Source organism: Sorangium aterium, from assembly GCF_028368935.1.
Lineage (GTDB): Bacteria > Myxococcota_A > Polyangia > Polyangiales > Polyangiaceae > Sorangium > Sorangium atrum.
Genome location: NZ_JAQNDK010000002.1, coordinates 1,234,955 through 1,260,156, shown reverse-complemented (window position 1 = coordinate 1,260,156; position 25,202 = coordinate 1,234,955). Strand labels below are relative to the sequence as shown.

At 71.4% G+C, this 25,202-nt stretch carries 21 protein-coding genes; 10 read left to right on the top strand and 11 right to left on the bottom strand.

Going from position 1 to position 25,202, the window contains the following annotated elements; translation table 11 throughout:
* Nucleotides 1-107: 107 nt before the first annotated feature.
* The 7 genes from POL72_RS19765 to POL72_RS19735 all read right to left on the bottom strand — a co-directional run bounded on the left by POL72_RS19765 (nucleotide 108) and on the right by POL72_RS19735 (nucleotide 8,156).
* Nucleotides 108-1,352 carry a molybdopterin molybdotransferase MoeA gene (locus POL72_RS19765; protein WP_272097007.1) on the bottom strand — a complete coding sequence of 415 codons (1,245 nt, stop codon included), beginning with the start codon at nucleotides 1,350-1,352 and terminating at the stop codon, nucleotides 108-110.
* Between the two features lie 25 nt (nucleotides 1,353-1,377).
* Nucleotides 1,378-1,962: a Uma2 family endonuclease gene (locus POL72_RS19760; protein ID WP_272097006.1), complete on the bottom strand. Its 585-nt coding sequence runs from the start codon at nucleotides 1,960-1,962 to the stop codon at nucleotides 1,378-1,380.
* Between the two features lie 1,336 nt (nucleotides 1,963-3,298).
* A complete protein-coding gene (locus POL72_RS19755; RefSeq protein ID WP_272097005.1) occupies nucleotides 3,299-3,931 on the bottom strand; it encodes a DUF2330 domain-containing protein in 633 nt (210 codons plus the stop codon).
* A gap of 137 nt (nucleotides 3,932-4,068) precedes the next feature.
* Nucleotides 4,069-5,157: an ABC transporter ATP-binding protein gene (locus tag POL72_RS19750; RefSeq protein WP_272097004.1), complete on the bottom strand. Its 1,089-nt coding sequence runs from the start codon at nucleotides 5,155-5,157 to the stop codon at nucleotides 4,069-4,071.
* Nucleotides 5,158-5,257: 100 nt separating this feature from the next.
* A complete protein-coding gene (locus POL72_RS19745) occupies nucleotides 5,258-6,136 on the bottom strand; it encodes an ABC transporter permease (RefSeq protein ID WP_272097002.1) in 879 nt (292 codons plus the stop codon).
* A gap of 13 nt (nucleotides 6,137-6,149) precedes the next feature.
* Nucleotides 6,150-7,244 (bottom strand): polyamine ABC transporter substrate-binding protein, encoded by a 1,095-nt coding sequence (locus POL72_RS19740; RefSeq protein WP_272097000.1) that lies wholly within the window; start codon nucleotides 7,242-7,244, stop codon nucleotides 6,150-6,152.
* Nucleotides 7,245-7,310: 66 nt separating this feature from the next.
* Complete coding sequence (locus POL72_RS19735; RefSeq protein ID WP_272096998.1) at nucleotides 7,311-8,156, bottom strand: ABC transporter permease; 846 nt, start codon at nucleotides 8,154-8,156, stop codon at nucleotides 7,311-7,313.
* 344 nt (nucleotides 8,157-8,500) lie between these two features.
* Between POL72_RS19735 and POL72_RS19730 the strand changes: the two genes are divergently transcribed.
* The 8 genes from POL72_RS19730 (at nucleotide 8,501) to POL72_RS19695 (ending at nucleotide 16,642) form a co-directional block, all read left to right on the top strand.
* Nucleotides 8,501-8,950, top strand: coding sequence for a DUF2203 domain-containing protein (locus POL72_RS19730; protein WP_272096997.1), 450 nt, complete (start codon nucleotides 8,501-8,503; stop codon nucleotides 8,948-8,950).
* Nucleotides 8,951-8,961: 11 nt separating this feature from the next.
* Nucleotides 8,962-9,537 (top strand): GTP cyclohydrolase I, encoded by a 576-nt coding sequence (gene folE / locus POL72_RS19725; protein WP_272096996.1) that lies wholly within the window; start codon nucleotides 8,962-8,964, stop codon nucleotides 9,535-9,537.
* Nucleotides 9,534-10,220: an SDR family NAD(P)-dependent oxidoreductase gene (locus POL72_RS19720; protein WP_272096995.1), complete on the top strand. Its 687-nt coding sequence runs from the start codon at nucleotides 9,534-9,536 to the stop codon at nucleotides 10,218-10,220. Before folE ends, POL72_RS19720 begins: the two co-directional genes overlap by 4 nt.
* A 144-nt stretch (nucleotides 10,221-10,364) precedes the next feature.
* Nucleotides 10,365-11,030 carry an LON peptidase substrate-binding domain-containing protein gene (locus tag POL72_RS19715; RefSeq protein WP_272096994.1) on the top strand — a complete coding sequence of 222 codons (666 nt, stop codon included), beginning with the start codon at nucleotides 10,365-10,367 and terminating at the stop codon, nucleotides 11,028-11,030.
* Nucleotides 11,031-11,143: 113 nt separating this feature from the next.
* Complete coding sequence (locus POL72_RS19710; RefSeq protein ID WP_272096993.1) at nucleotides 11,144-12,142, top strand: hypothetical protein; 999 nt, start codon at nucleotides 11,144-11,146, stop codon at nucleotides 12,140-12,142.
* Nucleotides 12,143-12,305: 163 nt separating this feature from the next.
* Nucleotides 12,306-13,316 (top strand): zinc-dependent alcohol dehydrogenase family protein, encoded by a 1,011-nt coding sequence (locus POL72_RS19705; protein WP_272096992.1) that lies wholly within the window; start codon nucleotides 12,306-12,308, stop codon nucleotides 13,314-13,316.
* A gap of 102 nt (nucleotides 13,317-13,418) precedes the next feature.
* Nucleotides 13,419-14,975 (top strand): xylulokinase, encoded by a 1,557-nt coding sequence (gene xylB / locus POL72_RS19700; RefSeq protein ID WP_272096991.1) that lies wholly within the window; start codon nucleotides 13,419-13,421, stop codon nucleotides 14,973-14,975.
* 356 nt (nucleotides 14,976-15,331) lie between these two features.
* Nucleotides 15,332-16,642, top strand: coding sequence for a putative sensor domain DACNV-containing protein (locus POL72_RS19695; protein ID WP_272096990.1), 1,311 nt, complete (start codon nucleotides 15,332-15,334; stop codon nucleotides 16,640-16,642).
* A 134-nt stretch (nucleotides 16,643-16,776) separates the two neighbouring features.
* Here the strand turns inward: POL72_RS19695 and POL72_RS19690 are convergent, their stop codons facing one another.
* The 4 genes from POL72_RS19690 to POL72_RS19675 all read right to left on the bottom strand — a co-directional run bounded on the left by POL72_RS19690 (nucleotide 16,777) and on the right by POL72_RS19675 (nucleotide 23,303).
* Nucleotides 16,777-17,586 (bottom strand): metallophosphoesterase family protein, encoded by an 810-nt coding sequence (locus POL72_RS19690; protein WP_272096988.1) that lies wholly within the window; start codon nucleotides 17,584-17,586, stop codon nucleotides 16,777-16,779.
* Between the two features lie 6 nt (nucleotides 17,587-17,592).
* A complete protein-coding gene (locus tag POL72_RS19685) occupies nucleotides 17,593-18,543 on the bottom strand; it encodes a diacylglycerol/lipid kinase family protein (protein ID WP_272096987.1) in 951 nt (316 codons plus the stop codon).
* Between the two features lie 179 nt (nucleotides 18,544-18,722).
* The gene (locus POL72_RS19680; protein ID WP_272096986.1) at nucleotides 18,723-20,495 is read right to left on the bottom strand and encodes a sensor histidine kinase; all 1,773 of its coding nucleotides are present in this window, start codon (nucleotides 20,493-20,495) and stop codon (nucleotides 18,723-18,725) included.
* A 180-nt stretch (nucleotides 20,496-20,675) separates the two neighbouring features.
* Nucleotides 20,676-23,303: a bifunctional serine/threonine-protein kinase/formylglycine-generating enzyme family protein gene (locus POL72_RS19675; RefSeq protein WP_272096985.1), complete on the bottom strand. Its 2,628-nt coding sequence runs from the start codon at nucleotides 23,301-23,303 to the stop codon at nucleotides 20,676-20,678.
* A 58-nt stretch (nucleotides 23,304-23,361) separates the two neighbouring features.
* On the opposite strand from POL72_RS19675, the gene POL72_RS19670 reads away from it, so the two are divergent.
* Nucleotides 23,362-24,291, top strand: coding sequence for an FHA domain-containing protein (locus POL72_RS19670; protein ID WP_272096984.1), 930 nt, complete (start codon nucleotides 23,362-23,364; stop codon nucleotides 24,289-24,291).
* Nucleotides 24,292-24,514: 223 nt separating this feature from the next.
* A complete protein-coding gene (locus tag POL72_RS19665) occupies nucleotides 24,515-25,171 on the top strand; it encodes a hypothetical protein (RefSeq protein ID WP_272096983.1) in 657 nt (218 codons plus the stop codon).
* Nucleotides 25,172-25,202: the final 31 nt, after the last annotated feature.

Here is a 25,202-nt window from a genome sequence, read left to right as displayed (position 1 = left end):
ACGAAGCGGTTTCATGGTCCCGGACCTCGGAAATTTGAAACGGACGCGCCGCGCGGGCAACACGTGTACACGGCTCCGCCCGGCGGCAGATCCCGCTGCCCCTCGCCTCAGGCGTCGTAGAGCAGCACCTCGACCTCGGCGCCCTCGCCGATCACCGCTTCCTCGGCCTGCACGACGACCACGCCGTCCGCGCGCGTCGTCGACGACAGGATGGACGCGCCGCTCGTCGCGATCGGAAACACCCGATCTCCCTCGACGCGCACCCTCACGTAATCGACGCGCCCGGGCTGGGAGACGATCTCGCTCGCCACAACGCACCGCCGCCGCCGGTGCGGCCACGCGCGAGGCAGGCCGCCGAGGGCGCGGATCGACGGGCCGGCGAAGAACTCGTAGGCGCAGAGGCACGACACCGGGTTGCCCGGCAGCAGGAACACCGGCCGCCCGCCGTGCAAGAAGCCGAACCCGGCCGGCTTCGCCGGGCGCATCGCGACGCCGTGGACCACCACCTCACCCAGCTCCGCGAGGACGAGCGGCGCATGGTCCTCCGAGCCGACCGACGACCCGCCGGAGACCAGCACCACGTCCCCGCTCGCCCCCTCGAGGGCGGCCCGCACCGCCTCGCGCCGGTCGGGGACGTACGCGACGGCGATGTCCTCCGCGCCGTCACGGCGCGCGAGCGCCGAGAGCACAAGGCTGTTCGTGTCGACGATGCACGCCCCGCTCGGCGTGCTCCCCGGCGGCAGGAGCTCGTCGCCCGTGATCAGGATCCGCACCGACGGCCTGCGCACCACGCGCACCTCGGCGACCCCGGTCGAGGCGAGCACGCCGACGTCCTGCGGGCGCAGCCGGCGCCCCGCCGGCACGACCTCCGCGCCCTCCAGCACGTCCTCGCCGATCGCCGCGACGTGCTTGCCGGACGGCACCGGCTCGCGCGCCCGCACGACCGCGGCCCCGTCGCGGCCCGCGCCCTCCTCCGCGCGCTCCGCCACCAGCACCGCGTCCGCCCCCTCCGGCACCGGCGCGCCGGTCGTGATCCGCACGGCCTCGCCCCGGCGGATCGCGCCGGCGTGCGGGCGCCCGGGGAACGACGCGCCCACGAGCGCGAGCTCCACCGGCGCGAACGCAGCCGCGCCGGCGGTCGCCTCGCCGAGCAGCGCATAGCCGTCCATCGCCGCTCGGACGAAGTGCGGCACGCTGACCCGCGCGCGCACGGGCTCCGCCGCCACCCGCCCGGCCGCCTCGCCGATCGGGGCCAGCTCGTCACCGAGCCGCTGGATCCGCCGCTCCAGGACCTCGAGCGCGCGCTCGACCGCCGTTTGCTCGCGAAAACCCCGCATCCGGACGTCGCGCATCGGCTCTCCGTGGAACGACGGCCGCTCAGACCGCCGCGGAGGCCTCGAGCGCGCCCCGGTACACCTCGTCCACCTCGAGCAGGGCGTCGATCGACGCGAGCCGCGCGCGCTCGCCGGGCCCGGCCTCGTAGAGCGTCCACGAGCCGTCCTCGTTGCGCCGGAAGACCTCGATCCGCCGGTGCGCCTGGGAGACCAGGACGTACTCCCTCAGCGAGGGGATCCGGCGGTAGTGCGCGAACTTCTCTCCCCGGTCGTACGCCTCCGAGGAGTCCGACAGCACCTCGACCAGCACCAGCGGGTTGACCACCGCGTCCTTGTCCTCGGGATCGCGCGCGATCTGGCCGCAGACGACGCTCACGTCGGGGTAGGTGGCGAGGCCGGTCGCGCGCACGCGCACGCGGAGGTCGGACGAGAACACCTCGCACGGGCGCCGGCCGAGCTGCGCGCCGAGCGCCACGGTCACCCGCGCCGCGAGCCGCGCGTGCTCCGGCGTGCCGCCGGCCATGTCGAAGATCTCGCCGCCGAGGAACTCGTGCTTCGTCGGGCTCGCCCGCTCCTGCTCGAGGTAGTCGGCGTAAGTGAAGGAGAGCCGGCGGGCGGGCGCGTTCACGTCATGACCTCGCCCGGGAGTATGCCACGGGAACCGCCCCTCCGGTGCGCCCCCCTCCCGGAGCGCCGCCGCGCGGCCTACCGCCCGCCGTTCTCGCCGCCCTTCCGCGGCCGGCTCGCGCGCCGGAGGGGCGCGATCATCGCGAACATCCCGAGCGCCATCACCGACAGCTTCGGCCCGCGCTTCTTCCGGGCGCTCGGCTGCCGCTCGCGCGCGATCGAGCAGTCCTCCGACTCGGCGTCCTCGGACTCGCTCGTGTCGCCGCTGCAGCCGTCGTCCTCCGCGTAGTACTCGTCCTCGGACTCGCTCGTGTCGCCGCTGCAGCCGTCGTCCTCCGCGTAGTACTCGTCCTCGGACTCGCTCGTGTCGCCGCTGCAGCCGTCGTCCTCCGCGTAGTACTCGTCCTCGGGCGCCGGCTCGCTCGTGTCGCCGCTGCAGCCGTCGTCCTCCGCGTAGTACTCGTCGTCGTCGACGTCCTGCGGTTCGACGTCGTCCACGACCACCGTCTCGGCGGTGCCGGAGCAGCCGCAGCCCACGTCGGCGGCCGGCTCGTCGTAGTAATCGTCAATCGGCGGGTTCCCGGCGCCGGACGAGCCGCTGGCCGGGCCAGATCCGCCGCTGCCCGGCCCGCCGCCCAGACCGTCGGGCCCGCCGCCCAGGCCGTCGGGCCCGCCCACGCCCGACGAGCCGCCCGCGCCGCCGGCGCCGGCCTCGCCGGAGCACTCGTCCACACGGACGCTCGCGGCCCTCACGACCGGCGAGATCGCGGCGCCCTCCCCGAAGGTCAGCGGCCAGTCCGCGCCGGGCTGCCCGGCCGCGAGCCGGAGCGAGACGCGGGTCAGCCACACCGACGACGGCGCGAGCCCGGAGAGCCCGACCGCGAGATCGTCGGCGGCCGGACCGCAGCGCAGGAGATCGGGATCGGTCTCGTCCCTCCGGGGCGACTCCGCGCAGTCCAGCGCGCCATCGACAACGCCGTGGGCGGCGCGCGGGCAGCTCGCGGCGACCTTGAGGGTCGACTCCAGCGCGGCCGCGGCGACCGCGGCGCACGTCCCCGGCGCATCGCCGATGTCGCCGTACGCGCTCGCGCGCGCGAAATAGGCCTCGATCACGCTGTCCACGCTGTCGCTGCCGAGGGAGATGCGGCGGCTCAGCGCCTCGTGGCCCGCGCCCTCGACGAGCGCCCCGCGGAGCCCCGCCTGGCCGAGGGCCCCGGCGCGGAGCTCCGCGTAATCGCTGCGCTGCGCGCTCGCGTCCCAGCTCAGCGAGGCCGGCGGGAGCGTCACCGGCGCCGCGCCCGAGAGCGCGCCCCGGCCGTCGCCGAGCAGCCACGCCGTCACCTGCACGTCGCCCGCGCCCGCCGCGGCCAGCGACAGCGGCAGGATCGGCTCACCGCCCCCCATGGCGACGCGCAGCGTCCTCGTGACCGCCGCGCCGCCGGGAGCGTCGAAGCGGGCCGCCGCGAACCGCATCCCTTGCAGACTCCCGAGCTGCGCGGCCGTCTCGGAAGACAGCGCGAGCCGGCCGACGCCGCCCAGCGCGCGACCGCGTCGGCGTCCTCGAGCACCGTCACCTCGATCGGCTCGAGCGTCGCCTCGTGGGCGAGCCGCCCGACCGTCTCGAAGGGGCCCGGCGCGCCCGCCTCCCCGGGGCAGTACGGGTCGACGCCCTGGGGCGGGAGCACCCGGGGCGCCGTCGCCGCCTCGAGCGCCTCGAACCACGCGTCCGAGCTCGTGTCGAGCGCGGCGAGCGGCGGCACCGGCACGACGAGGGCCACGGGCCCGCTCGCGCCCTGGAACCGCAGGCTCGTCCAGAGCGTCGTGCGCTCCGGGCCGGCCGCGACGGCGACGCGCTGCTCGACCGACGCCTGTCCGGCGCCGGGCAGCCATGCCCCCGTGGCGAGGGCGTCGCCGGAGAGCGAGAGAAGGACCGATGAAGAAAGAGCGACCGCAAGCGACCGTCGGGGCATGCGAGGCCGATTGGCAAGCAGCATGCCCTCCAGCGTACGCCGTGTTCGAGGCCAACTTCCACACGGCCGCGTCCGGCTGAGAACGGCGGTTCACGACGCCCCGGCGCCACACGGGCGCGACGGCCGATCCGCGAGGATCACTCCTCGTGGACGATCACGATGTCGTCGGGGTGGAGGTGGCAGAACACCCGGTCTCCGGCGTGCAGCGCCGCCTGGCCGGAGCTCTCGTTGGCGACCACCGCCGTGAGCACGAGGCCGGCGTCGGTCCGGAGGCGCAGCTGGTCGGTGGCGCCCTTGAACAGCTCGTCCTCCACGCGCGCCTCGAAGCGGTTCTCCGGCGCGCCCTGCGGCTCCTTGCGGAGCGCGATCTTCTCCGGCCGGATGGAGACAAGGGTGCTCCCGGCCCCGCCCGCCAGGTGCTCGGCGTTGACGAGGAGCTCGAGCCCCCCGTCGACGAGCCGGACCCGGGCGTGATCGCCGCTCCGCGAGAGGACGGTCGCGCGGAGGATGTTGGCCTGGCCGATGAAATTCGCGACGAACGTCGTCTTGGGGCGGTGATAGATCTGCGACGCGTCGCCGAGCTGCTCGATCCGGCCCTTGTTGATCACGGCGATGCGGTCGCTCATGGTGAGCGCCTCTTCCTGGTCGTGGGTCACGAACACGAAGGTGATCCCGAGCTGCTTTTGCAGCTCCTTGAGCTCCACCTGCATGGCGTGCCGGAGCTTCGCGTCCAGCGCGGAGAGGGGCTCGTCGAGCAGCAGGACCTTCGGGCGGCACACGATGGCCCGCGCGAGCGCGACCCGCTGCCGCTGCCCGCCGGACAGCTGCGACGGCTTGCGCTGCTCCATGCCTCCGAGCGACACCATCGCGACCGCGGCCCGGACCCGCTCGGCGATCTCCGCCCGGGGCACCTTCTTCATCCGCAGCCCGAAGCCGATGTTCTCCTGCACGGTCATGTGAGGGAACAGCGCGTAGCTCTGGAACACCTGGTTCACGTCCCGGCGGTAGGGAGGCTCGTGCGTGACGTCCTTCCCCTCGAGGAGGACCGTGCCGCTCGACGGCGTCTCGAAGCCCGAGATCATCCGGAGCAGCGTCGTCTTGCCGCACCCCGAGGGCCCGAGGAGGGTGATGAACTCGCCCGCCCTGATCTGGAGATCGACCTCGCTCACGGCGTGGAAGGCGCCGAATCGCTTGGTGACCGCGCGGAGCTCGACCATCACATCCATCGATTCACCTCGGAGAGCCGGCCAAGGGCGGGAGAGGGCCGGTAAGGAGCGCCGGAGAGGCGGAGAGGCGCGGCGGTGCGCCTCGCGGGAAGGCGCCGCATCAGGCCTCTGGCTCCTTGCGCAGGCCGAGCAGGAAGAAGAGCGAGAACAGGAGCAGGAGCGTCATGCCGAGCGCGGCGCCGAAGGGCCAGTCGCGCGCCTGGCCGAACTGGTTCTGGATGACGTTGCCGATCATCGGCACGCGCGATCCCCCCATGAGATCGGTGATCGCGAACATCCCGAGCGCCGGGATGAACACGAGCAGGACGCCCGCGAGGATGCCCGGCCGGGTGAGCGGGACGATGACGTGAGAGAACGCCGACACGGGCCCCGCGCCGAGATCGAACGCCGCCTCGATCAGGGCGTTGTCGAGCTTCTCGACGCTCCCGTAGATGGGCAGGATCATGAACGGCAAATACGAGTAGACGAGGCCGATGACCACCGCCGTCGGCGTGTACATGATGTCGAGGGGGGTCGAGATGATCCGCAGGTAGAGGAGCAGCCCGTTGAGGAGCCCCTCCGACTTGAGGATCGACATCCAGGCATACGTCCGGATGAGAAAGCTCGTCCAGAACGGCACCATCACCAGCATGAGCAGCCGGTTCCTGACGCCCTCCCTGGCCCGCCCGATGAAGTACGCCACCGGATAACCTGCGATGAGGCAGATCACCGTGGTGATAGCGGCGTACTTGATCGAGCTCAGCAGGATCTTGACGTAGGTCGGGTCGAAGACCCGAGAGTAGCTCGACAGCGAGAGCTCGAAGACCACCTGCCCGAGCTCGTCCCGCTCGCAGAAGCTGTAGACGAACATGATCGCGGTGGGCGCCACGACGAAGGCGAAGAGCCAGATCAAGAGCGGGGCGAGCAGCAGCCACCCGCGGACGCCCGGCCTCCGCCGGGCGCCCTGGAACTCGACGACCTGCCCGGTGGCCGTGTTCATGACGCCCCGCCGCTCACTCCGACGCCTTGAGGTCGGTCACGAGCTTGTCCACGTCCGCGGCCGCCTTGCCGATGTCGTGGAAGGTCTCCAGCCCCGCGATGGGCGGGTAGCTCGCCGGGTTCGCGAGCTGCTCCGGCGTGAGCAGCTTGCGCGCCTCCGCGTTCGGGTTCGTGTAAGGGAACTTGTCCGAGATGAGCTTGCTGACCTCGGGGCGGAGGATGTAGTTCATGAACATCTCCGCGCCGATCTTGTTCTGGGCGCTGTCGGGGATCACCAGGCTGTCGATCGCCTTGTGCGTCCCCTCCTGCGGCAGGACGAACTGGAACTTGTCCTTGTTCTCCTGGTAGAGCAGGGCCGCCTCCCCGCTCCAGACGACGCCGATGTCGACGTCGCCGTTGAGCAGCGCCGTCTTCGGGCTGTCGGAATCGAACACCTTCACGAGCTTGATCCACTCCGCGAGGGTCGGCTTGACCTTCGCGAGGTTCTCCGGCGTCACGTCGTTGGCGTTCATCCCCATCGTCACCATGACCCACGAGACCATCTCGCGGTTGTCGTTCAGGGCCACGATGCGCCCCTTGTACTTCGGCTGGAACACGTCCTTGAAGCCCTTCACGGGCTCCTTCACCTTCTGGGTGTTGACGACGATGCCCACGACCGTGGCCATCCACGGGACCGAGTACTTGAGCTCCGGGTCGTGCGGCTGGTTCCTGAACGCGGGCGCGATGTTCTTCAGGTTCGGGATGCGCGATTGATCGAGCAGCTGCAGCTTCTTCTGCCTGATGAGCGCCTCGACCGCGTACTCCGAGGGCTGGATGAGGTCGTACCGGGTGCCCCCCGCGAGGAGCTTCGACAGCATCTCCTCGTTCGAGGCGAAGGTCTCGTAGTTGACCTTGATCCCCGTCTCCTTCGTGAAGCCGTCCAGGACCTCCTGGGGGACGTACTCGGACCACCCGAAGAGGTTGAGCTCGTTGCCGGGCTTCGGCTCGGTCGCCGGGGCGCTCCCCGAGGCGGCCGCCTGCTGCGGCGCCGGGCTCTCCTTCTTCCCGCAGCCGAGGAGGCAGAGGAGCGGGACGAACATCAGTATCAAGAGCGCTGAGATGCGTTTCATTGGCCTTTTCCTTGTCTCGCCTGCGCCGGCGCAGGCGCCCGCGTTCGCGCCGCGCGCCGCTCCCCTTCAGCCCTCGTCGGGGAGCCGCTTCGCGGTGCCCTTCAGCGACTCGGCGACCACGACGAGCATCGCAGTCGCTACGATGAACACCGTCGAGATCGTGTTCAGCATCGGGTTCAGACCCACCTTCGCCATGCCAAACACCTTGATCGGCAGGGTCTCGGACTTGGGCCCGCGGGTGAAGTAGGTGACGATGAGCTCGTCCATCGACAGCGTGAACGACATCAGCGCACCGGAGATGATCGCGGGCAGAAGGTAAGGCACCATGATCAGGAAGAACGCCTTGAGCGGCGTCGCCCCGAGGTCCAGGGCAGCCTCCTCGAGCGACGGATCGAGCCCCGCGAGCCGCGCCTGGACGGCGATCAGCACGAACGGGAAACAGAAGGTGACGTGCGAGACGATGACGGTCGTGAAGCCGAGATCGAGCTCCACCGTCTTGAAGAAGATGAGCAGGCTGATCCCCATGATGATCTCCGGGATGATCATGGGAATGAAGATCAGCGTCGTGATCGACCGGAGCGCGGGGAACCTGTACCGGTAGAGCAGGAAGGCGCCCGCCGTGCCGAGGGCGACCGAGAACGCCGTCGTGATCGCGGCGATGATCACGCTGTTGCTCAGCGACTCGATGAGCGGCGACCGCCGCTCGTCGCCCAGGTGGGCGACGAGCTCATCGAAGAGCTGCCGATACCATTTGAAGGTGAACCCCTCCCACACCACGCTCATCCGCGAGTCGTTGAAGGAGTAGGCGATGAGGAGCAGGATCGGCAGATACAGGTAGAGGAGGACGAGCCCGCTCCAGCCGCCAAGGAGCAAATTCGACAGCTTGATGCCCGATATCGTCCGGAGTCGCATGCGGCGGTCTCGCAACCCGACAGGATCGCCGCGCGAGCTTATCGCTTGCAGAACGCCGCTTGCAACACATTGCCGGGCGGAGAGGAAGGGCACGACGCAGGTGATCGCGGCCACCCTGGCTGTTGTTCGCGAGGAGGCGCCTGCACCGACCGCACGCCCGCACGCGCCCACCTCACGCACGCCCGTGCCGACCGCGCCCTCGCCGTGCGCGCGGCTCGCGCCCGCCGCGCCCACCGCATGCAGCGCGCGACGGCTCCTTCCGTAGAAGCCCTTGACACCGCACTCTCCTCCGCTTACCGGCCCTGCATGACCGGGTCGTCGCGCCGCCCTTCAGGTGAGGTCCCGTGAGCACTTCCCGCATCTGGACCATCGAAGAAGCGAACGCGCTCGTCCCGCGGCTCTCGTCGATGATCGGCCGGCAGCTCGCCCTGGCGACCGATATCGAGCGCTGCTGGCAGGAGCTCGTGCAGGCCGTGCAGAGCCCGGCGGCGACGCCCGATCAGCTCATCGAGCTGGCGCGCAGCGGCAGCGAGCAGGCGCGGGCCCGCGAGCGCGAGCTCTCCGAGAAGATCGCCTCGTACGAGTCCGGGTGGCAGGAGGTCGAAGAGCTCGGGGTCGTCGTGAAGGACCAGCGGATCGGCCTCTGCGACTTCTACGGGCGCCTCGACGGCGCCCTCGTCTGGCTCTGCTGGCGCTACGGGGAGCCGGCCGTGGAGCACTACCACGGGCTCGAGGCCGGCTACGCCGGGCGCAAACCGATCACCGCCGAGAGGCGCCGGCAGCTGCTCAACTGACGAGGCCCCCAGTGATCGATCGGAAGAGAGCGGCGTGGGCGATCGAGGAGTTCCTCCGCGCCCTCGGGCGCGACGTCGAGGGGGACCTCGCGGGCACGGGCGAGCGGGTCGCCGACGCGTGGGCCGACGACCTGATCGAAGGCGAGGCCATCGACGCGGCCGCGGTGCTCCGCGAGGGCGCCATGGAGACAGGCCCCTTCGAGCGCGGCCTCGTCGTCGCGCGCGAGCTCGCCGTGACGACGATGTGCCCGCACCACCTGCTGCCGGGGCACGGCGCCGGCACCATCGTCTACCTGCCGGGCGCGCGGGTCGCCGGCATCGGCACGCTCGCGCACGTCCTCGACGCGCTCGCGCGGCGGCTGACCCTGCAGGAGCGCATCGGCGGGCAGCTCGTCGAGCTCCTCGTCCGCGAGCTCGGCGCGCGCGGCGCGCTGTGCAAGCTCACGCTGACGCACACGTGCCTCATCGCCCGCGGCGAGCGCAAAGCGGGCGCCCTCATCGAGACCGTCGCCGTCGCCGGCGTGTTCGCCGAGCCAGGCCCCGAGCGCGATCTCGCCCTGGCCGCGCTCTCCGGGGGGAGGGCGTGACCGACGTCGCGGTCGTCACCGGACCGAGCCGCGGGATCGGCCGGGCGACGGCGCTCGCGCTCGCGCGCCGCGGCCTCTCCATCGCGCTGCTCGGCCCTCCGAGCCCGCGCCTCGACGACGTCACCGACGAGGTCCGCCGCCTCGACGTCGCCGCGCTCCCGGTCCCCTGCGACGTCGCCTCCGAGGAGCAGGTGGCGCGCGCCTCCGCCGAGGTGGTGGCGTGGCTCGGCGCGCCCCGCGTCGTCGTGAACAACGCCGGCATCGTGCGCCGCGGCGCGAAGGTCCACGAGAGCGCGCCCGCCGCCTGGGACGAGGTGATGGCCGTCAACCTCCGCGGCCCCTTCCTCATCTCGCGCGCGTTCCTCCCGGCCATGCTGAAGCAGCGGCACGGCCGCCTCGTCCACGTCGGCAGCATCTCCTCGACCATCGCGTCCCCCGGCAACGCGTCGTACGCGGCGTCCAAGTGGGGACTCGTCGGCTTCTCGAAGAGCCTGGCCGAAGAGCTGCGCGGGACGGGGCTCCAGTCCATCGCCGTGCTCCCCGGCTCGGTCGACACCGACATGCTCGTCGGGAGCGGGTTCCCCCCGCAGATGAGCGCCGACGACGTGGCGCGGCTCATCGTGTACGCCGCGCTCGACGCCCCCGACGCCGTCACCGGCTCGGCGATCGAGATGTTCGGCTGACGGCCCGCCGTCCTCGCCCTCGCAGGACGCGCGCTTGACGGCGGACCGCCGAGCCCGATGCGCATGGACGTGCGGACCGCCGAGCTCGATGCGCATGTACGTGGCGCCGCCACACCCGACCCCCCGCGTGCTACCCTGCGGCCCGTGGATACGACGCCTCCGCGCCCGGGCGACCTCAGTGCGGCATTGCCAGAGCTGCCGCTGTTCCCGCTGCCGCAGACGGTGCTCTTCCCCGGCGCCCTGCTGCCGCTCCACATCTTCGAGCCGCGCTACCGGGCGCTCGTGCGCGACGCCCTCGAGACGCACCGCATCCTCTCGGTCGTCCTCATCACGGACCCCCGGGCGATCGACGCGCACGGCCACCCGGCCATCGCGGGGGTGGCCGGCGCCGGCGAGATCATCGATCACGCCGAGCTGCCCGGGGGCCGCTACAACATCCTGCTCCGGGGCCGCGCCCGCGTCCGCCTGGCGGAGCGGCCGTTCGTGCCGCCGTACCGCACGGCCGCGGCGACGGTCCTCGAGGACGAGCCCGGGGAGGTCTCGGCCCAGGATCACGCCGCGCTCATCTCCACCGCGGCCTCGTTCGCGGCGCTCGTCCGGGATCGGGACAGCAATTTCGAGTTTCGGCTGCCGCGCGACGCGGCCACGTCGCTCGTCGCGGATCTCTGCGCCCACCACCTCATCCTCGACGCGCGGGAGCGGCAGACGGTGCTGGAGACGCTCGACGTCGTCGCGCGGGTGCGCCGCGTGACCGAGGCGCTCGCGCTCCAGCAGCTCGCGCTCGCCTCGGCGGCGCGCGACGTCAACTGAGACCTCTAGCGCCGGCCTGCCCGCACGGGCCGGCGCGGCGCACCTGAACACGGGTCCAGAAGGGGCTCCGGGGCGGGTGCGGTCGCCCCAAGATCGAGTAGGCTGCGCCGCCTATGGCGACCTCTCGTTCAACGGAACCCTCGGCCCCGATCATCGTCAAGCACCCGGGGTGTCCCCAGTGGGGACTCGGATACCTCGTCGAGGAGCGCGATGAAAAGCGCTTCTACGATTTCGAGGATGGCCTCAATCACTCCATCGCCAAGGCTTTCTGGTCGAAGCTCGAGCCGGTGCAGCTCGGTGACGACGAGGCGAGCGCGCTCGAGGCCAGGATCCGCGGTCTCCGTGACCGGCCGTCGGCCGCCGCCAAGAAGCAGCGCGCCCGCGTCGTCGCGCCGCCGGTCACGAGCTTCGACGAGCAGGTCGCGAGCTTCGAGACGCAGTTCGAGGGTGGGTTCGGGGGTCCGCAGTTCATCGCCGAGGAGCGCGGCGCCGCCGGGGGCGAGGGGGCCGAGGGCCCGGCGAGCGGCGCGAAGAAGAAGAGCAAGGCCTTCAAGCAGGGCGCCATCGAGACCGCGCGCGCGCTCCTCGCCAAGGGCGAGCTCGAGGCGCTGCTGGCGGCGGGCAACCTGACCGATTTCATGGAGAGGATCACCAAGGTCCACAAGGCCGCGACCGGCCTCCTGCACCCCCTCGGCGATCTCATCCCCTTCAACAAGATGCCGGCCGAGCACCACCGCGCCTACGCCGAGGCGGTCGTGGATCTCCTCTATGGCGCGGGCGACTACGCCGCGCGCTTCGACCGGCTGGCCGGCGTGCTCGCCGCGGCCAAGGTCGTCACGTGGCCGCTCGTCACGATCCTCGGCGCGCTCGTCTACCCGGGCGAGCACGTCTTCGTGAAGCCCTCCTTCTTCGAGAAGCAGGCCGCCGTGCTCGGCTTCAACCTCGCCTACGATCGCGCGCCGAGCGCCGAGGGGTATGCCCGGATGCAAGCGCTGGCGCGCGAGCTCGAGCGGCGCCTGCGCGAGCGCGGCCTCGCCCCGCGCGATCTGATGGACGTCTACGCGTTCCTCTGGCGCACGATCTCCCCGTCCAAGCCGGCCACGAAGTCCTGACATCCCGCGTCAGGCCGCCCTGCGCGACGTCGTGCGACGCTGCGCGGGGCGGTCCCCGGCGGTCCCCGGCGCTGCGCGACGCGGCGTGGGCGCAGCCGGCGGCCCTCGACCCTCGACGCGCGGCCCTGGCCCGCCTATGCGACCTTCCCAAGGAGGGTCTCGCATGAAGGCTGCCGTGCTCGAAGCCGTGAAGAAGATCGCCGTTCGCCACGACGTCGCCCCGCCGCAGATCGGCCCGCGCGACGTCCTCGTCCGCGCGAAGGCGTGCGGCATCTGCGGGACCGACGTGCACATCTGGGAGGGCGACTTCTTCCCGACCTTCCCGCTGATCCCCGGGCACGAGCTCGCCGGCGAGGTGGCGGCCGTGGGCGACGAGGTCGAGGGCCTCCGCCCCGGCGATCGGGTGATGGTCGACCCGACGGTGACCTGCGAAGAGTGCCACTTCTGCATGATCAACCGGCAAAATCACTGCCTGAAGTGGAACGCGGTCGGCGTGACGCGCGACGGCGGGTTCGCCGAGCTCGTCCGGGTCCCAGCGAAGAACTGTTATCGCTTCGAGCGCGTCTCGTTCAGCGAGGCCGCCTTCTGCGAGCCGCTCGCGTGCGTCGTCTTCGGGCAGGATCGCGCGCGCATCGAGATCGGCTCGGAGGTCCTGGTCCTCGGCGCCGGCCCGATCGGCCAGCTCCACCTCCAGGCGAGCCTCGCGAACGGCGCCGCCGCGGTCACCGTCGTCGACGTCGTCGAGTCGAAGCTCGACCTCGCCCGCCAGCACGGCGCCGCCGAGGTGGTGCTCGCCGACAACGCGCTCCAGGCGAAGCTCAAGAAGATCGCGCCCTACGGCTTCGACGTCGTGATCGACGCGACGGGCATCGCCCGGGTGCTCGGCGACTCGATCCAGTACGTCAAGAACGGCGGCCGGTACCTCGTGTTCGGCGTGTGTGGGCCGCAGGACAAAGTCGAGATCTCGCCGTTCGAGATCTACCGGCGCGATCTCGAGATCATCGGCAGCTTCGCGATCAGGCGGACATACGACCGGGCATTCAAGCTGATGGAGCGCGGCGCGATCGACGTGAGGAAGCTCCTCTCCGAGGCGATGCCGGTCGAGGAGCTCCCGCGCGGCCTCGAGATGATGAAGAAGGGCACCGCGCCCATGAAGCTCCAGGTCGTGTTCTAGCCGCGCGGCCTGCGCGCTTACAAAGCTTACGATTTTCTCGTTTAGTTAAGAGTCGTTACGAAGATCACCGAAGTAGACGAAACTGCAAAAAGGACGCTTTCCATGGCCATCGTGATCGGAATCGACGTCGGGACCAGCGGCCTCAAGGCCATCGCAGTCGAAACGGAGCGCGGCGCGGCGGTCGCGTCGGCGCACCGCGAATACCCGCTCTCCACGCCGCACGCCGGGTGGGCCGAGCAGGATCCCGAGGACTTCGCCGCGGCGGCGCTGAGCGCCCTCGGCGAGCTCGCCCGCGCCCTCGGCCCGCGCCGCGACGACGTGCGCGCGATCGGGCTGACGGGGCAGATGCACTCGGCGGTCTTGCTGGACGAGGCGCAGGCGGTCATCCGGCCTGCGATCCTGTGGTGTGACACGCGCACCACGGCCGAGTGCGAGGCCATCCGCGCGAACCCGAAGGTCGGCGACGCGGGGCTCGCGCGCCTGGTCGGCAACCGCGCGCTCGAGGGGTTCACGCTGCCGAAGCTGCTCTGGCTGCGGGCGAACGAGCCCGAGGCGTTCGCCCGCGTCCGCGCGGTGCTCATGCCGAAGGATTTCGTGGGCTTGCGGCTGACGGGCGAGCTCGGGACGGACGACAGCGACGCGAGCGGCACGCTGGCGTTCTCGCCCGGGGATCGCTCCTTCAGCGCCGAGCTCCTCTCGGCGGTCGGCGTCCCGCGCGCGGTGTTCCCGCGGTCTGCGCCCTCGAACGCGCCGCTCGGTCAGCTGACGGCCGAGGTCGCGGCCGCGACGGGGCTGCCGGCGGGCATCCCCGTCGTGCGGGGCGCAGCGGACAACGCGGCGGGCGCTGTGGGGCTCGGCATCGTGCGCCCCGGCCGGGCGATGGCGTCGGTCGGCACGAGCGGCGTGATCCTGGCGCACACCGACTCGTGGATCGTTGAGCCCGAGATGCGGCTCCACAGCTTCTGCCACGCGGTCCCGGGCCGCTTCTATCTGATGGGGGTGATGCTCGCCGCCGGCGGCGCGCTCCGCTGGTACCGCGACGTGCTCGGCGACGGGGAGCGCCTGGCGGCCGAGCTCCGCAAGGTCGATCCGTACGAGATCATCTCGGACACGGCGTCGACGGCGCGCCCGGGCGCGGGCGGCGTCGTCTTCCTGCCGTACCTGATGGGCGAGCGCACGCCGCACAACGACGCGGCGGCGCGCGGCGCGTTCGTGGGGCTGAGCGCCCGGACGACGAAGGCCGATCTCTCGCGCGCGGTGCTGGAGGGCATCACGTTCGGGCTCGCGGACTCGCTGGACCTGATGCGCGGCGTGGGGCAGACGAACGGCGCGGCGGCGGTCTCGATCGACGAGATCCGCCTGACCGGCGGCGGGGCGCGGAGCCCGTTCTGGCGCCAGCTGATGGCCGACGTCTTCGAGGCGCCGGTGGCGATCACGACGTCGACCGAGGGCCCGGCCTACGGCGCGGCGCTGCTCGGCGCGGCGGGCGCGGGGCTGTTCTCGTCGGTCGAGGAGGCGGCGGACGCGTTCGTTCATGTCGTGTCCCGGGTCGCGCCGGACGCGGCGCGCTCGGCGCGGTACCGGGAGATCCATGCGGTGTACCGGGGGCTCTACAACGACCTGCGCGGGCGGTTCCGGGAGCTCGGGAAGCTGGCGTGATGGGGTGACAGGATCCGGGCGGCTACGGTAACGCGGTCGTTGTCCCGGCGGGCGTGAGGTCTTGACGGGTCGCCCGGCGCCCGGAGAGGGGGTTCTCCGCGCGGGGTGGGGGCCCCGCCGAACTCGCCTGAGTCATCCCTCCTCCGGCTCCGCCGGAGGAGGGATGACTCAGGCTCAAACATCGGCCCATCCCCCACCCCGCGCGGAGAACCCCCTCTCCGGGCGCCTACCGCTCACTTGACTAAGCCAACAGACCAGACAGACATCGGCCCATCCCCCACCCCGCGCGGAGGGCCCCCGCGCTGGGCGCCTATCGTGGGCGCGGAGCCTGGGACGAGATCGAGGTAGGCTGTCCTATGAGCGACGCACGCCTGCAGTACCCACGCGAAGCCCTCAAGGCGTGGCTGCGATCAATCCCGGAAGCGCAGAACGACGAAAAGAACGTGCGTCTTCTCGGCAAGCTGATCGACACCGTCTTTTTTGCCAGCTTGGAGAAAGAAGAGGGAAGCGCCACGCGTGTGAGTGTCGTCTACCATGAGCAGGGCATCGAAGGACTGGAGCACGTGCTCGAACATCGGTTCGTCGGCGTTGGTCATGGACGCATGCCTGCCTGGCAGATCCTTCCGTTCGAACATGGCTCAGGAGTCACCGAGCTCAACGTCAAGACGCTCGCCAAGGTGGCCCCTGCGGCAGATCTTCCGCGAACTGCCATCGTTGTCGGTCTGAGCAACGGCCGGCTCGTGATCCAGGGCCTCGCGAGACGCGTCGAGCATACGCACCTCCCTGCGGAAGGAGAAACAGCATCCATCGTACTGCGTTCATGCAGGCCGGGCCACGTGGCGCTATGGCGTCACGGGGTAGAGCGGTTTCGATACGAGAGCGGCGGAGCTGTCGACCTGTCCAGCAAACCCAGTCTATTCAGAATCCTGTCGGAGCAGGAGAGCATCATCGCGTCGGCGCTTCGACGCCTCTGTGCCGGCATCGTGAATCGGTCACCTCGACCATACCCATTCCACCGAGAACATCAATACGCAACCGTCTATCGTGTCGTCGCCGGTCTCGTCGAGAGGATGTCCGCAGGGAACCACGGCGGCCTGATCACCTTTCTCCCCGAATCCCCAGAGATGGATCGACAGGCAGCGCTCGGGAAATATCGGCTACCACCGGCCCATCGTCGCGCGCTGGCCGCAAAGACCGCAGAGCTCGCGCTGCGCCGTGCGCACCTCCAGGACCTCCGCGGGCGGCTTGACGGGTCCACAGCTCCGATAACGGACGACGATCGATTCGAGCGCATGGTCGCAGAGGATGACGAGCGGAGAACTGAGGACGCGCTCGACGCGCTCATCGACAACATCGGTCAGCTATCTACCGTTGACAACGCTCTCCTCCTAGGCCCGGATCTCGAGATCCTCTGCGCCGGGTATCCGATCAAGGTGAGTAAAGCGGCCCTCGCCGTTTACGAAGCAGTGACGCTAGAAGGCAAACGAGGCAGACGCTTCCCGCTGCGACGACACGGTTCACGACACCGTGCCGCGGCCACCTTCGCCAAGCTCTTTCCTGGCGGGATAGCCTTCCTTTGTTCCCAGGATGGCGATCTGCGATGCCTACATCGTCCCCCAGGGGAGGAACACGTACTCCTATGGAATCTATCGCCGTCGGGATGGTAGCTCACGTGTCCGCATGAAAGCTCACCTTCGCCCCTCTGATGGAGAGCAAAACAGCACGAGTCTTCGAGAGATCGCCGACATCACTCCACGAGCTCGGGCTGCTCGCTCCAGCGGAGGAGTCGTGCGCGCCGCCCCTACGCCGCCCGCACCCACCCCCGCGCCGTCTCCTCGAAATGCTCCGCGCCCGCGATCCTGAACACGCTGCTGTCCGGCTCCCAGAAATTCCGCTCGATGTCGATCTTGTGCCCGCTTATCCGGATCACGTTGAACGCGTTCCGCTCCCCGCGCCCCCGCGTCGAGGTGGCCGTGCCGGCCTGGATGATGAGCGAGGAGTGGCCGCCTGCGTCGAAGCGCTCCGCGGAGTGACCCGTGTGGCTCATGTGCAGGTGGCCTGACAGGATGACGTCGACGCCGCAGCCCGCGATCGCCGCCATCGCCTGCCTCGCGCGCCCGACGATCGCATGGGGCGAGTTCTCCGGGAGATCGAACGGATGGTGCGTGACCACGATCTTCGTGATCTCGGGCCCGAGCTCGCACATCCTCGCCTTGATCCCCCGGATCTGCCGCGCGTTGATGCGCCCATCCTTGATGGTCAGCGAGCGCGCAGTGTTGATGCCCAGGACGGCGATCTCCGCGTCGCGGTGGAACGGCGAGAGGTCATCCGTGATGTGACTCCGGTACCTGTCCAGCGGGCGAAAGAACCGGTCGAACAGGTTGTAGAGCGGGACATCGTGGTTGCCAGGGACCACGATCTGCGGCGAGGGCAGCGCGTCGAGGAAGGCGCGCGCCTCGGCGAACTCGGCGTCGCGCGCCCGCTGCGTCAGATCGCCGGAGATCACGACCATGTGCGGCTCGAGCCCCCCTATCCGGTCGATCAGCGGGCGGAGGATGGCCTTGTCGACGCGGCCGAAGTGCAGATCCGACAGGTGCACGAGCGTGCGCACGGCGCCTCATCCCCCCAGCGCCGCGACCGGGCGAGATGGGTCCTCCTGCCGCCGCGGGCCCGCGCGGAGCTCGGACGACAGCGGCACGATGACGCGCAGCGCTGCAGGCCGCACGCGATAGCAGAGCGGCGGCGCCATCCGGAGGACCTCGCCGTCCGCGGCCACGTGGAGGCGGCGGTGGGGCGCCTCCACCCGGAGCTCCGTCGTTCGTAGGATACTGAAATCGTTCGATCGATGAACGCGCCCGACGACCGCGCTGGCGATGAGCTTGAGCGTGGCGAGGCGGCTCTCGGCGTGCGCCACGCACACGCCGAGCTCGCCCGAGCACGGCGGGCGCTGGCGGCCGATGTCCACGTCGCCAAGCTTGAAGTCGTTGTTCGCGACGAACACGAACGGCGTCTCCAGCTCGACCTCCTGCCCATCCAGGACGAGCCGGAGACGGACGCGCTCGTGCCGCCGGATCCCCGAGACGGTCGACAGCGCCAGGGCTATCCACTTGTTGAGCCCATGCCGCTTCCGGAGCGCCTCGCGGCCGCGCACGATGCCGGGGTAGATGCCCAGCGTCGAGTTGTTCACGAAGACCCGGCCGTTGACCTCGCCGACATCGACCCGGACGCGCCGCCCCTCGACGAGCGTGCGCACGGCGCCCTCAAGGGTCAGCGGAACGCCGAGGTGCTTGGCAAAATGGTTCACCGTGCCGAGCGGAAGGACGCCCATCGTCTTGTCCGTCCCAGCGATCGCGGCAGCGACGGTGTTCACCGTCCCGTCGCCGCCGCCGGCCACGACGAGGTCGCAAGGCCCCCGCGCCACACGGCGGGCGAGCTCCCCGAGCTGCTGCCCCTTCTCGGCGCACAGCACCTCCGCGGCGAGGCCGCTCTCTCTCAGGAGCTCCCCGAGCCGCGCGCGCTGCGCCGCCGCTCGGTTCGATCGGGAGGAGCAGTTCAGGAGGACCGCCATGGATCGATGCTTCACCGTCGCGCTCCCGGCATGGGGCAAGGGCCCATGCCCACCCGACAGCGAGAAGCAGATCGCGCGCCACCGCCCCGCGGCGAGCGGCCGCGGCGCTCCGGCTCCGCCACGCGGCGCGGGGCGTGGCGGATTGCCACGCTCGCCTCGCGCAGCGCCACAGCCGCTCCTCAGCGCATGCCGAGCCCGCCGTCCGTCTCCATCCGAGGCCAGGTGAAGAAGAACGTGGCGCCGGCGCCCTGCTCGGACTCGACCCACACACGCCCCCCCTTGCTGAGCACGATCTTCTGGACGATCGCGAGCCCGATGCCCGTCCCCTCGATGTTGTCGCGCGCGTTCAGGGTCTGGAAGATCTCCCATACCTTCCCGTGGTATCGCGGGTCGATCCCGGGCCCGTTGTCCTTCACCGAGAACTCCCAGAGATCGCCCAGCGCCCGCCCCCGCACCTCGACGCGCGCGTCGGGGCGTTCGGCATACTTCAGCGCATTGCCGATCAGGTTCAGGAAGACCTGCTCCAGCGGGACCCGCTCGGCGAGGAGCGTCGGCATGCCCGCCGCGATATCGATCGACGCGCTCGCAGGGAGCGTGAGCAGCGCGAGGACGTCCTCGAGGAGCTTCTGGACGTCCACGATCTCGGGCCTGTCGCGGAGCCGTCCAGCGCGCGAGTAGCGCAGGATCCCGTCGATGAGCGCCTCCAGCCGGACCACGCGCGAGCGGAGGAGATCCATGTACTGGCGCGTCTCCGGCGTCGCCTTGTCCACGAGATCGTCCTCGATCCACTGCGAGAGGTTCGCGATGGCGCGGAGCGGCGCCTTCAGGTCGTGGCTCGCCACGTAGGCGAAGCGGTCGAGCTCCTTGTTGCTCCGCTCGAGCGCCTGGATGAGCTGCTGCGCCTTCCGGAACAGGTGCGCGTTATCCATCGCAATGGCGGCCTGGGCCGCGAGGCCGACCACCAGCTTCTCCGCCCGCTCGGTGAAGACGCCCCGCGCGGAGTGCCCGAAGAACAGCCCGCCGATGACATGCCCAGAACGGGAGACCACCGGCACAGCAAGGTAGCTGACGACAGGCAAGTGGCCCTTCGGCATCCCGTGGTAAGGGGGGCTGTTCCCGTAGCGCGGGTCCTTCGTGACGTCGTCGAGCCGCACCACGCCCTCTCCGTTGAAGGTCGGCGCGAACACGTCGGTGTTGCGCGGCATCGGGAACCCGGAGAAGTGCTCTCGTGGCACGCCAGAGATGGTGTAGAGCATGTAGCTCTTCCCCTCGGCGTTCGTGACATTGTAAAAGAACGCGCCGAACTGGGCGCCGCTCAGCCGGGTGGCCGCGTCGGTCACCGCCTGCACGAGCTTCTCCAGATCCAGCTCGGCGGCGAGCTGCTTGCCGGCGCGATTGAGCAGCTCGAGCGTCTCCCCTTCTTCCTGGAGCCTGTCCTCCGTCTGCTTGCGCTCGGTGATGTCGAGGACGATCGTCCCCACACCCATGACGCGCCCGTCCTTCGCCCGCACAGGCGCGTAATTGACCAGCCAGGAGCGCGGTCGCTCCGACGCGCGCGTCGTCCCCGTCACCTCGGCGGTGAACGCCTCGCCCGTCGCCAGGACACGCCGGAGATGCGCGACGATCACGTCGCTCATCTCCGGGAGCAGCTCGGGGATCGTCCTGCCGAGGTGCGCATCGAGGGGGATCCCGTTGATGTCCGCCAGCGCCTGGTTGAGCCGCACCACGCGGAGGTCGCGGTCGATCATCCCGAGCCCCGCGGTCGTGGCCTGGAAGAAGGCGTCGACCAGCGCGCCGTCCGCGGAGGACTCGTGCAGCGCAGAGCGCTCCTGATCGAGCAGCGCAGCCCCCGCCTCGCCGCGCTGCAAGGATGCCGCAGCGAGCTCTGCCGCGGCAGGCGAGGCCGGGTCGGAGGGCTCCGCCGTTTCATGATGCGAATCCGTGTTCTCCATGGACCTCGTGGACACAGGCTGTCCCGACGAGCCTAGCGCTCGAGTGCAAACGCGACATCCGCCGTCTGTTGCCGTCTGTTACAGTTCGTTCCCCGCCGCCAGCGCTGCGATGCGGGCTCAGCAGCCAAATACGGCGATCGCCGCGGCCGAACGCATCCCCTGCGCGCCGGCGACGACCGGCTACCCGCCGGCGACGACGGGCCGGGCGAGACGGAAGCCCACGGCGCTGAAGCGATCCTCCGGGCGCGCGGCGAAGCGGCCTGCTGCGCGGCACACCGCGGGGGGCCCGGAGCTCCACGCGCCCCCGCGGATCGAGCGGAGCCCCGGAGCCGCCGCGTCCGCTGGCTGGAGGCGCGCGATGCGGTCGACCACCGTGGGGCCGTCGGGCATCCACAGCTCGGCGCACCAGTCGCGGATGTTGCCCGCGAGGCCCCGGGCGCCGTGGGGGCCCTCGTCCGTCGGATGGTCGTCCACCGGCGCCGGGCTCGCGGGGCCGGGGCGACCCCCCACCATGCAGGCCCACGTCGGCTCGGGCTCGTCTCCCCAGGGGAAGAAGCGCCCGTCGACGCCGCGCGCGGCCTTCTCGCGCTCGAGCTCGCCGACGAGGCGCCACGGCGCGCCGGTGCGCGCCTCCAGCCAGGACGCGTAGGCGACGGCGCTGCGCCAATCCACCGAGGCGACCGGGTGCCGCGCCTGCTCCGCGCGCGCCTGCGGGCCGAGCACGAAGCGCCCGTCCCCGTCGCGCGCGAACAGCGGGATGTCCACGTTGCCGGCGATCGCGCGGGCCGCGCGCGGGCACGCCGCCGCGGCCTCCGACTCGCGCCCGCGCTCGAGCAGGTCGTTCAGGAAGGCGAGGTACTCGGCCTGCGTCACCGGGTGCCGCCGCACCACGAAGCCGTCGACCCAGATCCGGCACGCCGGCAAGCCGTCGCCGGCCTGCGGGTCTCCGCCGGCAGAGAAGAAGCCCGCCGGCACGTAGACGTCCTCTTCGCCGAGCGCCTCCGAGGGCAGGAGGGGCACCACGAACGGCTCTGCGCCGCCCGGGCGCACGCCGTCCCAGTGCTCGCCGCGGCCGATCTTCACAGGGTACCGCGCCTCGCGGTACCCGGGCGCGCGGATCAAGAGCAGGTAGCTGCCGCGCGCGAGCGGGACCTCGCAGAGCGGCGTGTGGCCGAGGAAGCCCTGGGGCTCGGCGCGGAGCCGGCGCTCCTGCTCGACATAGCGGAGCAGCCAGACCTGCGCCCCCTCGGGGTCGGTCCGCAGCGAGAGGGCGCCGGTGCCGCGGAGCAAGACCGCGTGCCGCTCACGCGCGTGCGCCCTGAGGAACGCCTCGGCGCGCGCCGCGGCCTCGGCGTCGCGCGCCTCCTCGGCGGCCCGCAGGTCGGCCAGGTGCGCGTCGGCGAGCGCCGCGTGCGCTTCATCGAAGTCCGGGGCCTCGTTGAGCGCGGCGCGGAGCTTCTGGTGCCAGGTCGCCTCGTCCAGGGCGGCGGCGCGGTCCAGCGCGCGCGCCTCGTCCTCGAGCGCCCACCCCTGCGCCTTCTCGGCGGCGGGCGCGAACGAGTCGAGGCGCCCGAGCACCGCCTTCGCCTCGGCCCGGAGGGCCCGGGCGCGCGCGCGCAGGCCCTCGATCTGCGGCGCCAGCGCGCGCGACTCCTCGACGAGGGCGCGCGCCCGCTCGCGACGGCGGGCGCCGTCGAGGAAGCCGCGGATCTCCGCGGCGAGCACCTCGGCGCTCGCGTAGCGCGCCGACGGCGCGCGGGCCATCGCCCGCTCGCAGATCGCGATGAGATCCCGAGGGATCTGGTCGGGGCACCGGACGGCGAGCTGCTCGGGCGACCGCTGGACCACCTGCGCCAGGACGGCCAGCGCCGTCCCGCGGAACGGGGGCTCGCCGCAGAGGAGCTCGTACAGGACGGCCCCGAGGGAGTACACGTCGCTGGGCGGCCCGAGCTGCTCGGCCTCGCCGCGCGCCTGCTCCGGCGGCATGTAGACAGGCGTCCCCAGGACGAGGCCCGCGTGCGTGTGGTGGCCGCTGTCCGGGAGCGCGTCCGCCAGCGCGCCGCGCGCCGTCGCGCGGGCGATGCCCCAGTCCATCACGAGGACCTCGCCGAACTCGCCGATCATGACGTTGTCCGGCTTGAGATCGCGGTGGAGGACGCCCTGGCCGTGCGCGTACGCGACCGCCTCGCAGACGCGGACGAAGACGTCGAGCACGCGGCGCAGCGCCTCGGGCGAGGGGCCGGCCTCGCCCGACGCGTGGAGCGCGCGGATCAGCGCGCTCAGCGTGCGGCCGCGGACCTCCTTCATCGTGAACCAGAGCTGGCCGGTCGGGAGCATCCCGCAGTCGTGGACGGGGACGATCCCTGGGTGCTGAAGGCACGCCGTGAGGCGCGCCTCGTCGAGGAAGCGCGCCCGGCCGTCCGCGTCGTCTTGCCCCTCGATGCGCAGCAGCTTCATGGCGAGCACGCGGCCCATCACGCGATCGCGGACGCGCCGCACCTCGCCCATGCCCCCGCGGCCGATGAGCCCGAGATCGTCGTAGCGGTCCCAGGGCCACGCCGCGACCGGCGCGTGGACCGCCGGAGGCGCGGCGCTCGGGCGGCGCTCGGCCACGGCCGACGCGCCTCCGGTCTGCCGGGGTGCGCCCCCGGCCGCCGCCGGCGCGTCCCGGACCACGGTCGCCGGCAGCTCTTCCGTGAGGCTGCGCGCGGCGTGCTCAGCGAGCGCCCGCTGGATCTCCGCGCACGCCGAGGGAGACAGGTGCAGCTCACCCGCCAGCTTCCGGAGGAGTGCCGCGGGATCGCTCATGGGGGTCTCGCCTTCGACGCCGTTGATGTGGTCGGCGGCGCCATCTTACGCTGTATCCATGGCGGTCTTGAAGCATGAAGCCCACGGCCTTCGCGTGACGCTCCCGGCGCGCGCGCGGGTCGGCCGAGCGCGCGACTGCGCCGTGCGCCTCCGGGACCGCTGCGCCTCCGGCGAGCACGCCGTCCTGTTCTGGGACGGAGCGCGCTGGTGGATCCGCGACCTCGGCAGCACGAACGGCACGCACGTCGGCGGCCGGCGGCTCACGTCCGCCGAGCGGGTCGCGCTCGACGCGGGGGCGGAGCTCGTGTTCGGCGGCGACGCCGAGCGCTGGACCGTGGAGGAGGCCGGCGCGCCCGTCACGAGCGCGCGGGCCGAGCTCACCGGCGAGGTGCGCGCGGCGGAGGAGGGCCTGCTCGCGCTGCCGGACGCCGCCGATCCCCGGGTGACGCTCTTCGAGGATCAGCACGGCGTCTGGCAGATCGAGATCGACGGGGCCACCCGCCCGGCGGTCGATCAGGAGCGCATCGAGGCCGGCGGCGCCTGGGTGCTGCGCGTCCCGCCACAGGCGCTCGACGCCGCCGTACCGACCACCGCGTCGAGCGCGGCGAGCCCCAAGCTCCTCGGCCTCACCGTCCTGCGCTTCGAGGTGAGCCACGACGAGGAGCACATCGCCGTCTCCCTGGTGCAGGGGGAAAAGGTCATCCAGCTCGCCGCGCGCGCCCACCACGAGCTGCTCCTCATGCTGGCGCGCTCCCGGCTGCGCGACCGGGAGAGCGGGCTGCCCCCGGCCGAGCGCGGGTGGCGCTACGTCGACGACCTGCTCGGCAAGCTGCGGCTCGACCTCCATCACCTCAACGTCAACGTCTTCCGCGCCCGCCAGCAGCTCGCGCGCGCGGGCGTGCTCGACGCCGGCTCGCTCGTCGAGCGCCGGACGACGTCGCGGCAGATCCGGCTCGGCACCGAGGCGCTCGAGGTGATCCGGTACTGAACATCGGGCCGCCGCCGGAGCTCGCCGGCCCTCGCGCGTGACCGCCTGTCATCGACGCCGCGGCCGGGAGGATCCAGCTTTCCTGGCGTCGACGCCGGGTGAGGCCGCGCGGGTCGCGCGTCGTGAGCGCGCGCGTGCCGCCGCCACCGGAGCGCGGGCTGGACAGGGTCCGCGCGCTGCGATCGATGCTGTCGAGATCGTCATCCCAGGAGAGAGCGCAACCATGAGCAACGATGCAGACTCAACGTTCGGTGCGCCCGCCGCCGGCGCTTCCCATTCGACGCGCAGCCCTGCGAAGGCCAAACCGGGCTCCGGTGTGATTGCCCAGATCCCGCCGGACGTGAGGCTCAGGATCTTTTCGACCGCTGATCTCGTCCGGATCGTGGCCCTCGGGGTCAACGGTGTTTCCAATGGCCAGCTCACCTTCCAGGCGCAGACCGAGTACTGGCGGTGGGCGAGCGCCCTCACCTTCGCGAACACATTGACCTTCACGTCCGAGGTGATCCCGAGCTTCACGGCGCCGGCGCTCGACGCGTTCCTGGACGTCGTGAGCCCGAGCAACCAGTTCACGGCCCCCCGGAACCCGACTCAGGGCGACTGGACGCAGGGGACGCGTACCGTCCCGGGGACCCGCACCGGGTACCTCTACCGGTTGCCGAGCCCCGACGACAGCCAGGTGAAGATGGGAGTCCTGTTCGAGAAGGACAACCAGACATCGGCCCTGATGGCGGCCGCCTGGTACGTGAAGACGCAGGCGCCGAGCAACGGCCTTGCGTTCAACAAGAAGATCTTCACGAGCACGCTGACCCGGGTGAGCGGCACGCACCCGAACGCCATCGAGGTGGGCACCTGGTACTATCTCCTGATGGGCACGCCCTGACCTCGGGCAGGGGCGAGGGGCAGCGCGGCGG

What these genes read in the sequence shown, in the direction of transcription:
- POL72_RS19710 (WP_272096993.1), top strand. Translation starts at nt 11,144, where the DNA reads ATGGCGACCTCTCGTTCAACGGAACCCTCGGCCCCGATCATCGTCAAG.
- POL72_RS19695 (WP_272096990.1), top strand. Translation starts at nt 15,332, where the DNA reads ATGAGCGACGCACGCCTGCAGTACCCACGCGAAGCCCTCAAGGCGTGG.
- POL72_RS19685 (WP_272096987.1), bottom strand. Translation starts at nt 18,543, where the DNA reads ATGGCGGTCCTCCTGAACTGCTCCTCCCGATCGAACCGAGCGGCGGCG.
- POL72_RS19665 (WP_272096983.1), top strand. Translation starts at nt 24,515, where the DNA reads ATGAGCAACGATGCAGACTCAACGTTCGGTGCGCCCGCCGCCGGCGCT.
- POL72_RS19740 (WP_272097000.1), bottom strand. Translation starts at nt 7,244, where the DNA reads ATGAAACGCATCTCAGCGCTCTTGATACTGATGTTCGTCCCGCTCCTC.
- POL72_RS19750 (WP_272097004.1), bottom strand. Translation starts at nt 5,157, where the DNA reads ATGGATGTGATGGTCGAGCTCCGCGCGGTCACCAAGCGATTCGGCGCC.
- POL72_RS19705 (WP_272096992.1), top strand. Translation starts at nt 12,306, where the DNA reads ATGAAGGCTGCCGTGCTCGAAGCCGTGAAGAAGATCGCCGTTCGCCAC.
- POL72_RS19765 (WP_272097007.1), bottom strand. Translation starts at nt 1,352, where the DNA reads ATGCGCGACGTCCGGATGCGGGGTTTTCGCGAGCAAACGGCGGTCGAG.
- xylB (WP_272096991.1), top strand. Translation starts at nt 13,419, where the DNA reads ATGGCCATCGTGATCGGAATCGACGTCGGGACCAGCGGCCTCAAGGCC.
- POL72_RS19735 (WP_272096998.1), bottom strand. Translation starts at nt 8,156, where the DNA reads ATGCGACTCCGGACGATATCGGGCATCAAGCTGTCGAATTTGCTCCTT.
- POL72_RS19670 (WP_272096984.1), top strand. Translation starts at nt 23,362, where the DNA reads ATGGCGGTCTTGAAGCATGAAGCCCACGGCCTTCGCGTGACGCTCCCG.
- POL72_RS19675 (WP_272096985.1), bottom strand. Translation starts at nt 23,303, where the DNA reads ATGAGCGATCCCGCGGCACTCCTCCGGAAGCTGGCGGGTGAGCTGCAC.
- POL72_RS19680 (WP_272096986.1), bottom strand. Translation starts at nt 20,495, where the DNA reads ATGGAGAACACGGATTCGCATCATGAAACGGCGGAGCCCTCCGACCCG.
- POL72_RS19755 (WP_272097005.1), bottom strand. Translation starts at nt 3,931, where the DNA reads ATGCCCCGACGGTCGCTTGCGGTCGCTCTTTCTTCATCGGTCCTTCTC.
- POL72_RS19745 (WP_272097002.1), bottom strand. Translation starts at nt 6,136, where the DNA reads ATGAACACGGCCACCGGGCAGGTCGTCGAGTTCCAGGGCGCCCGGCGG.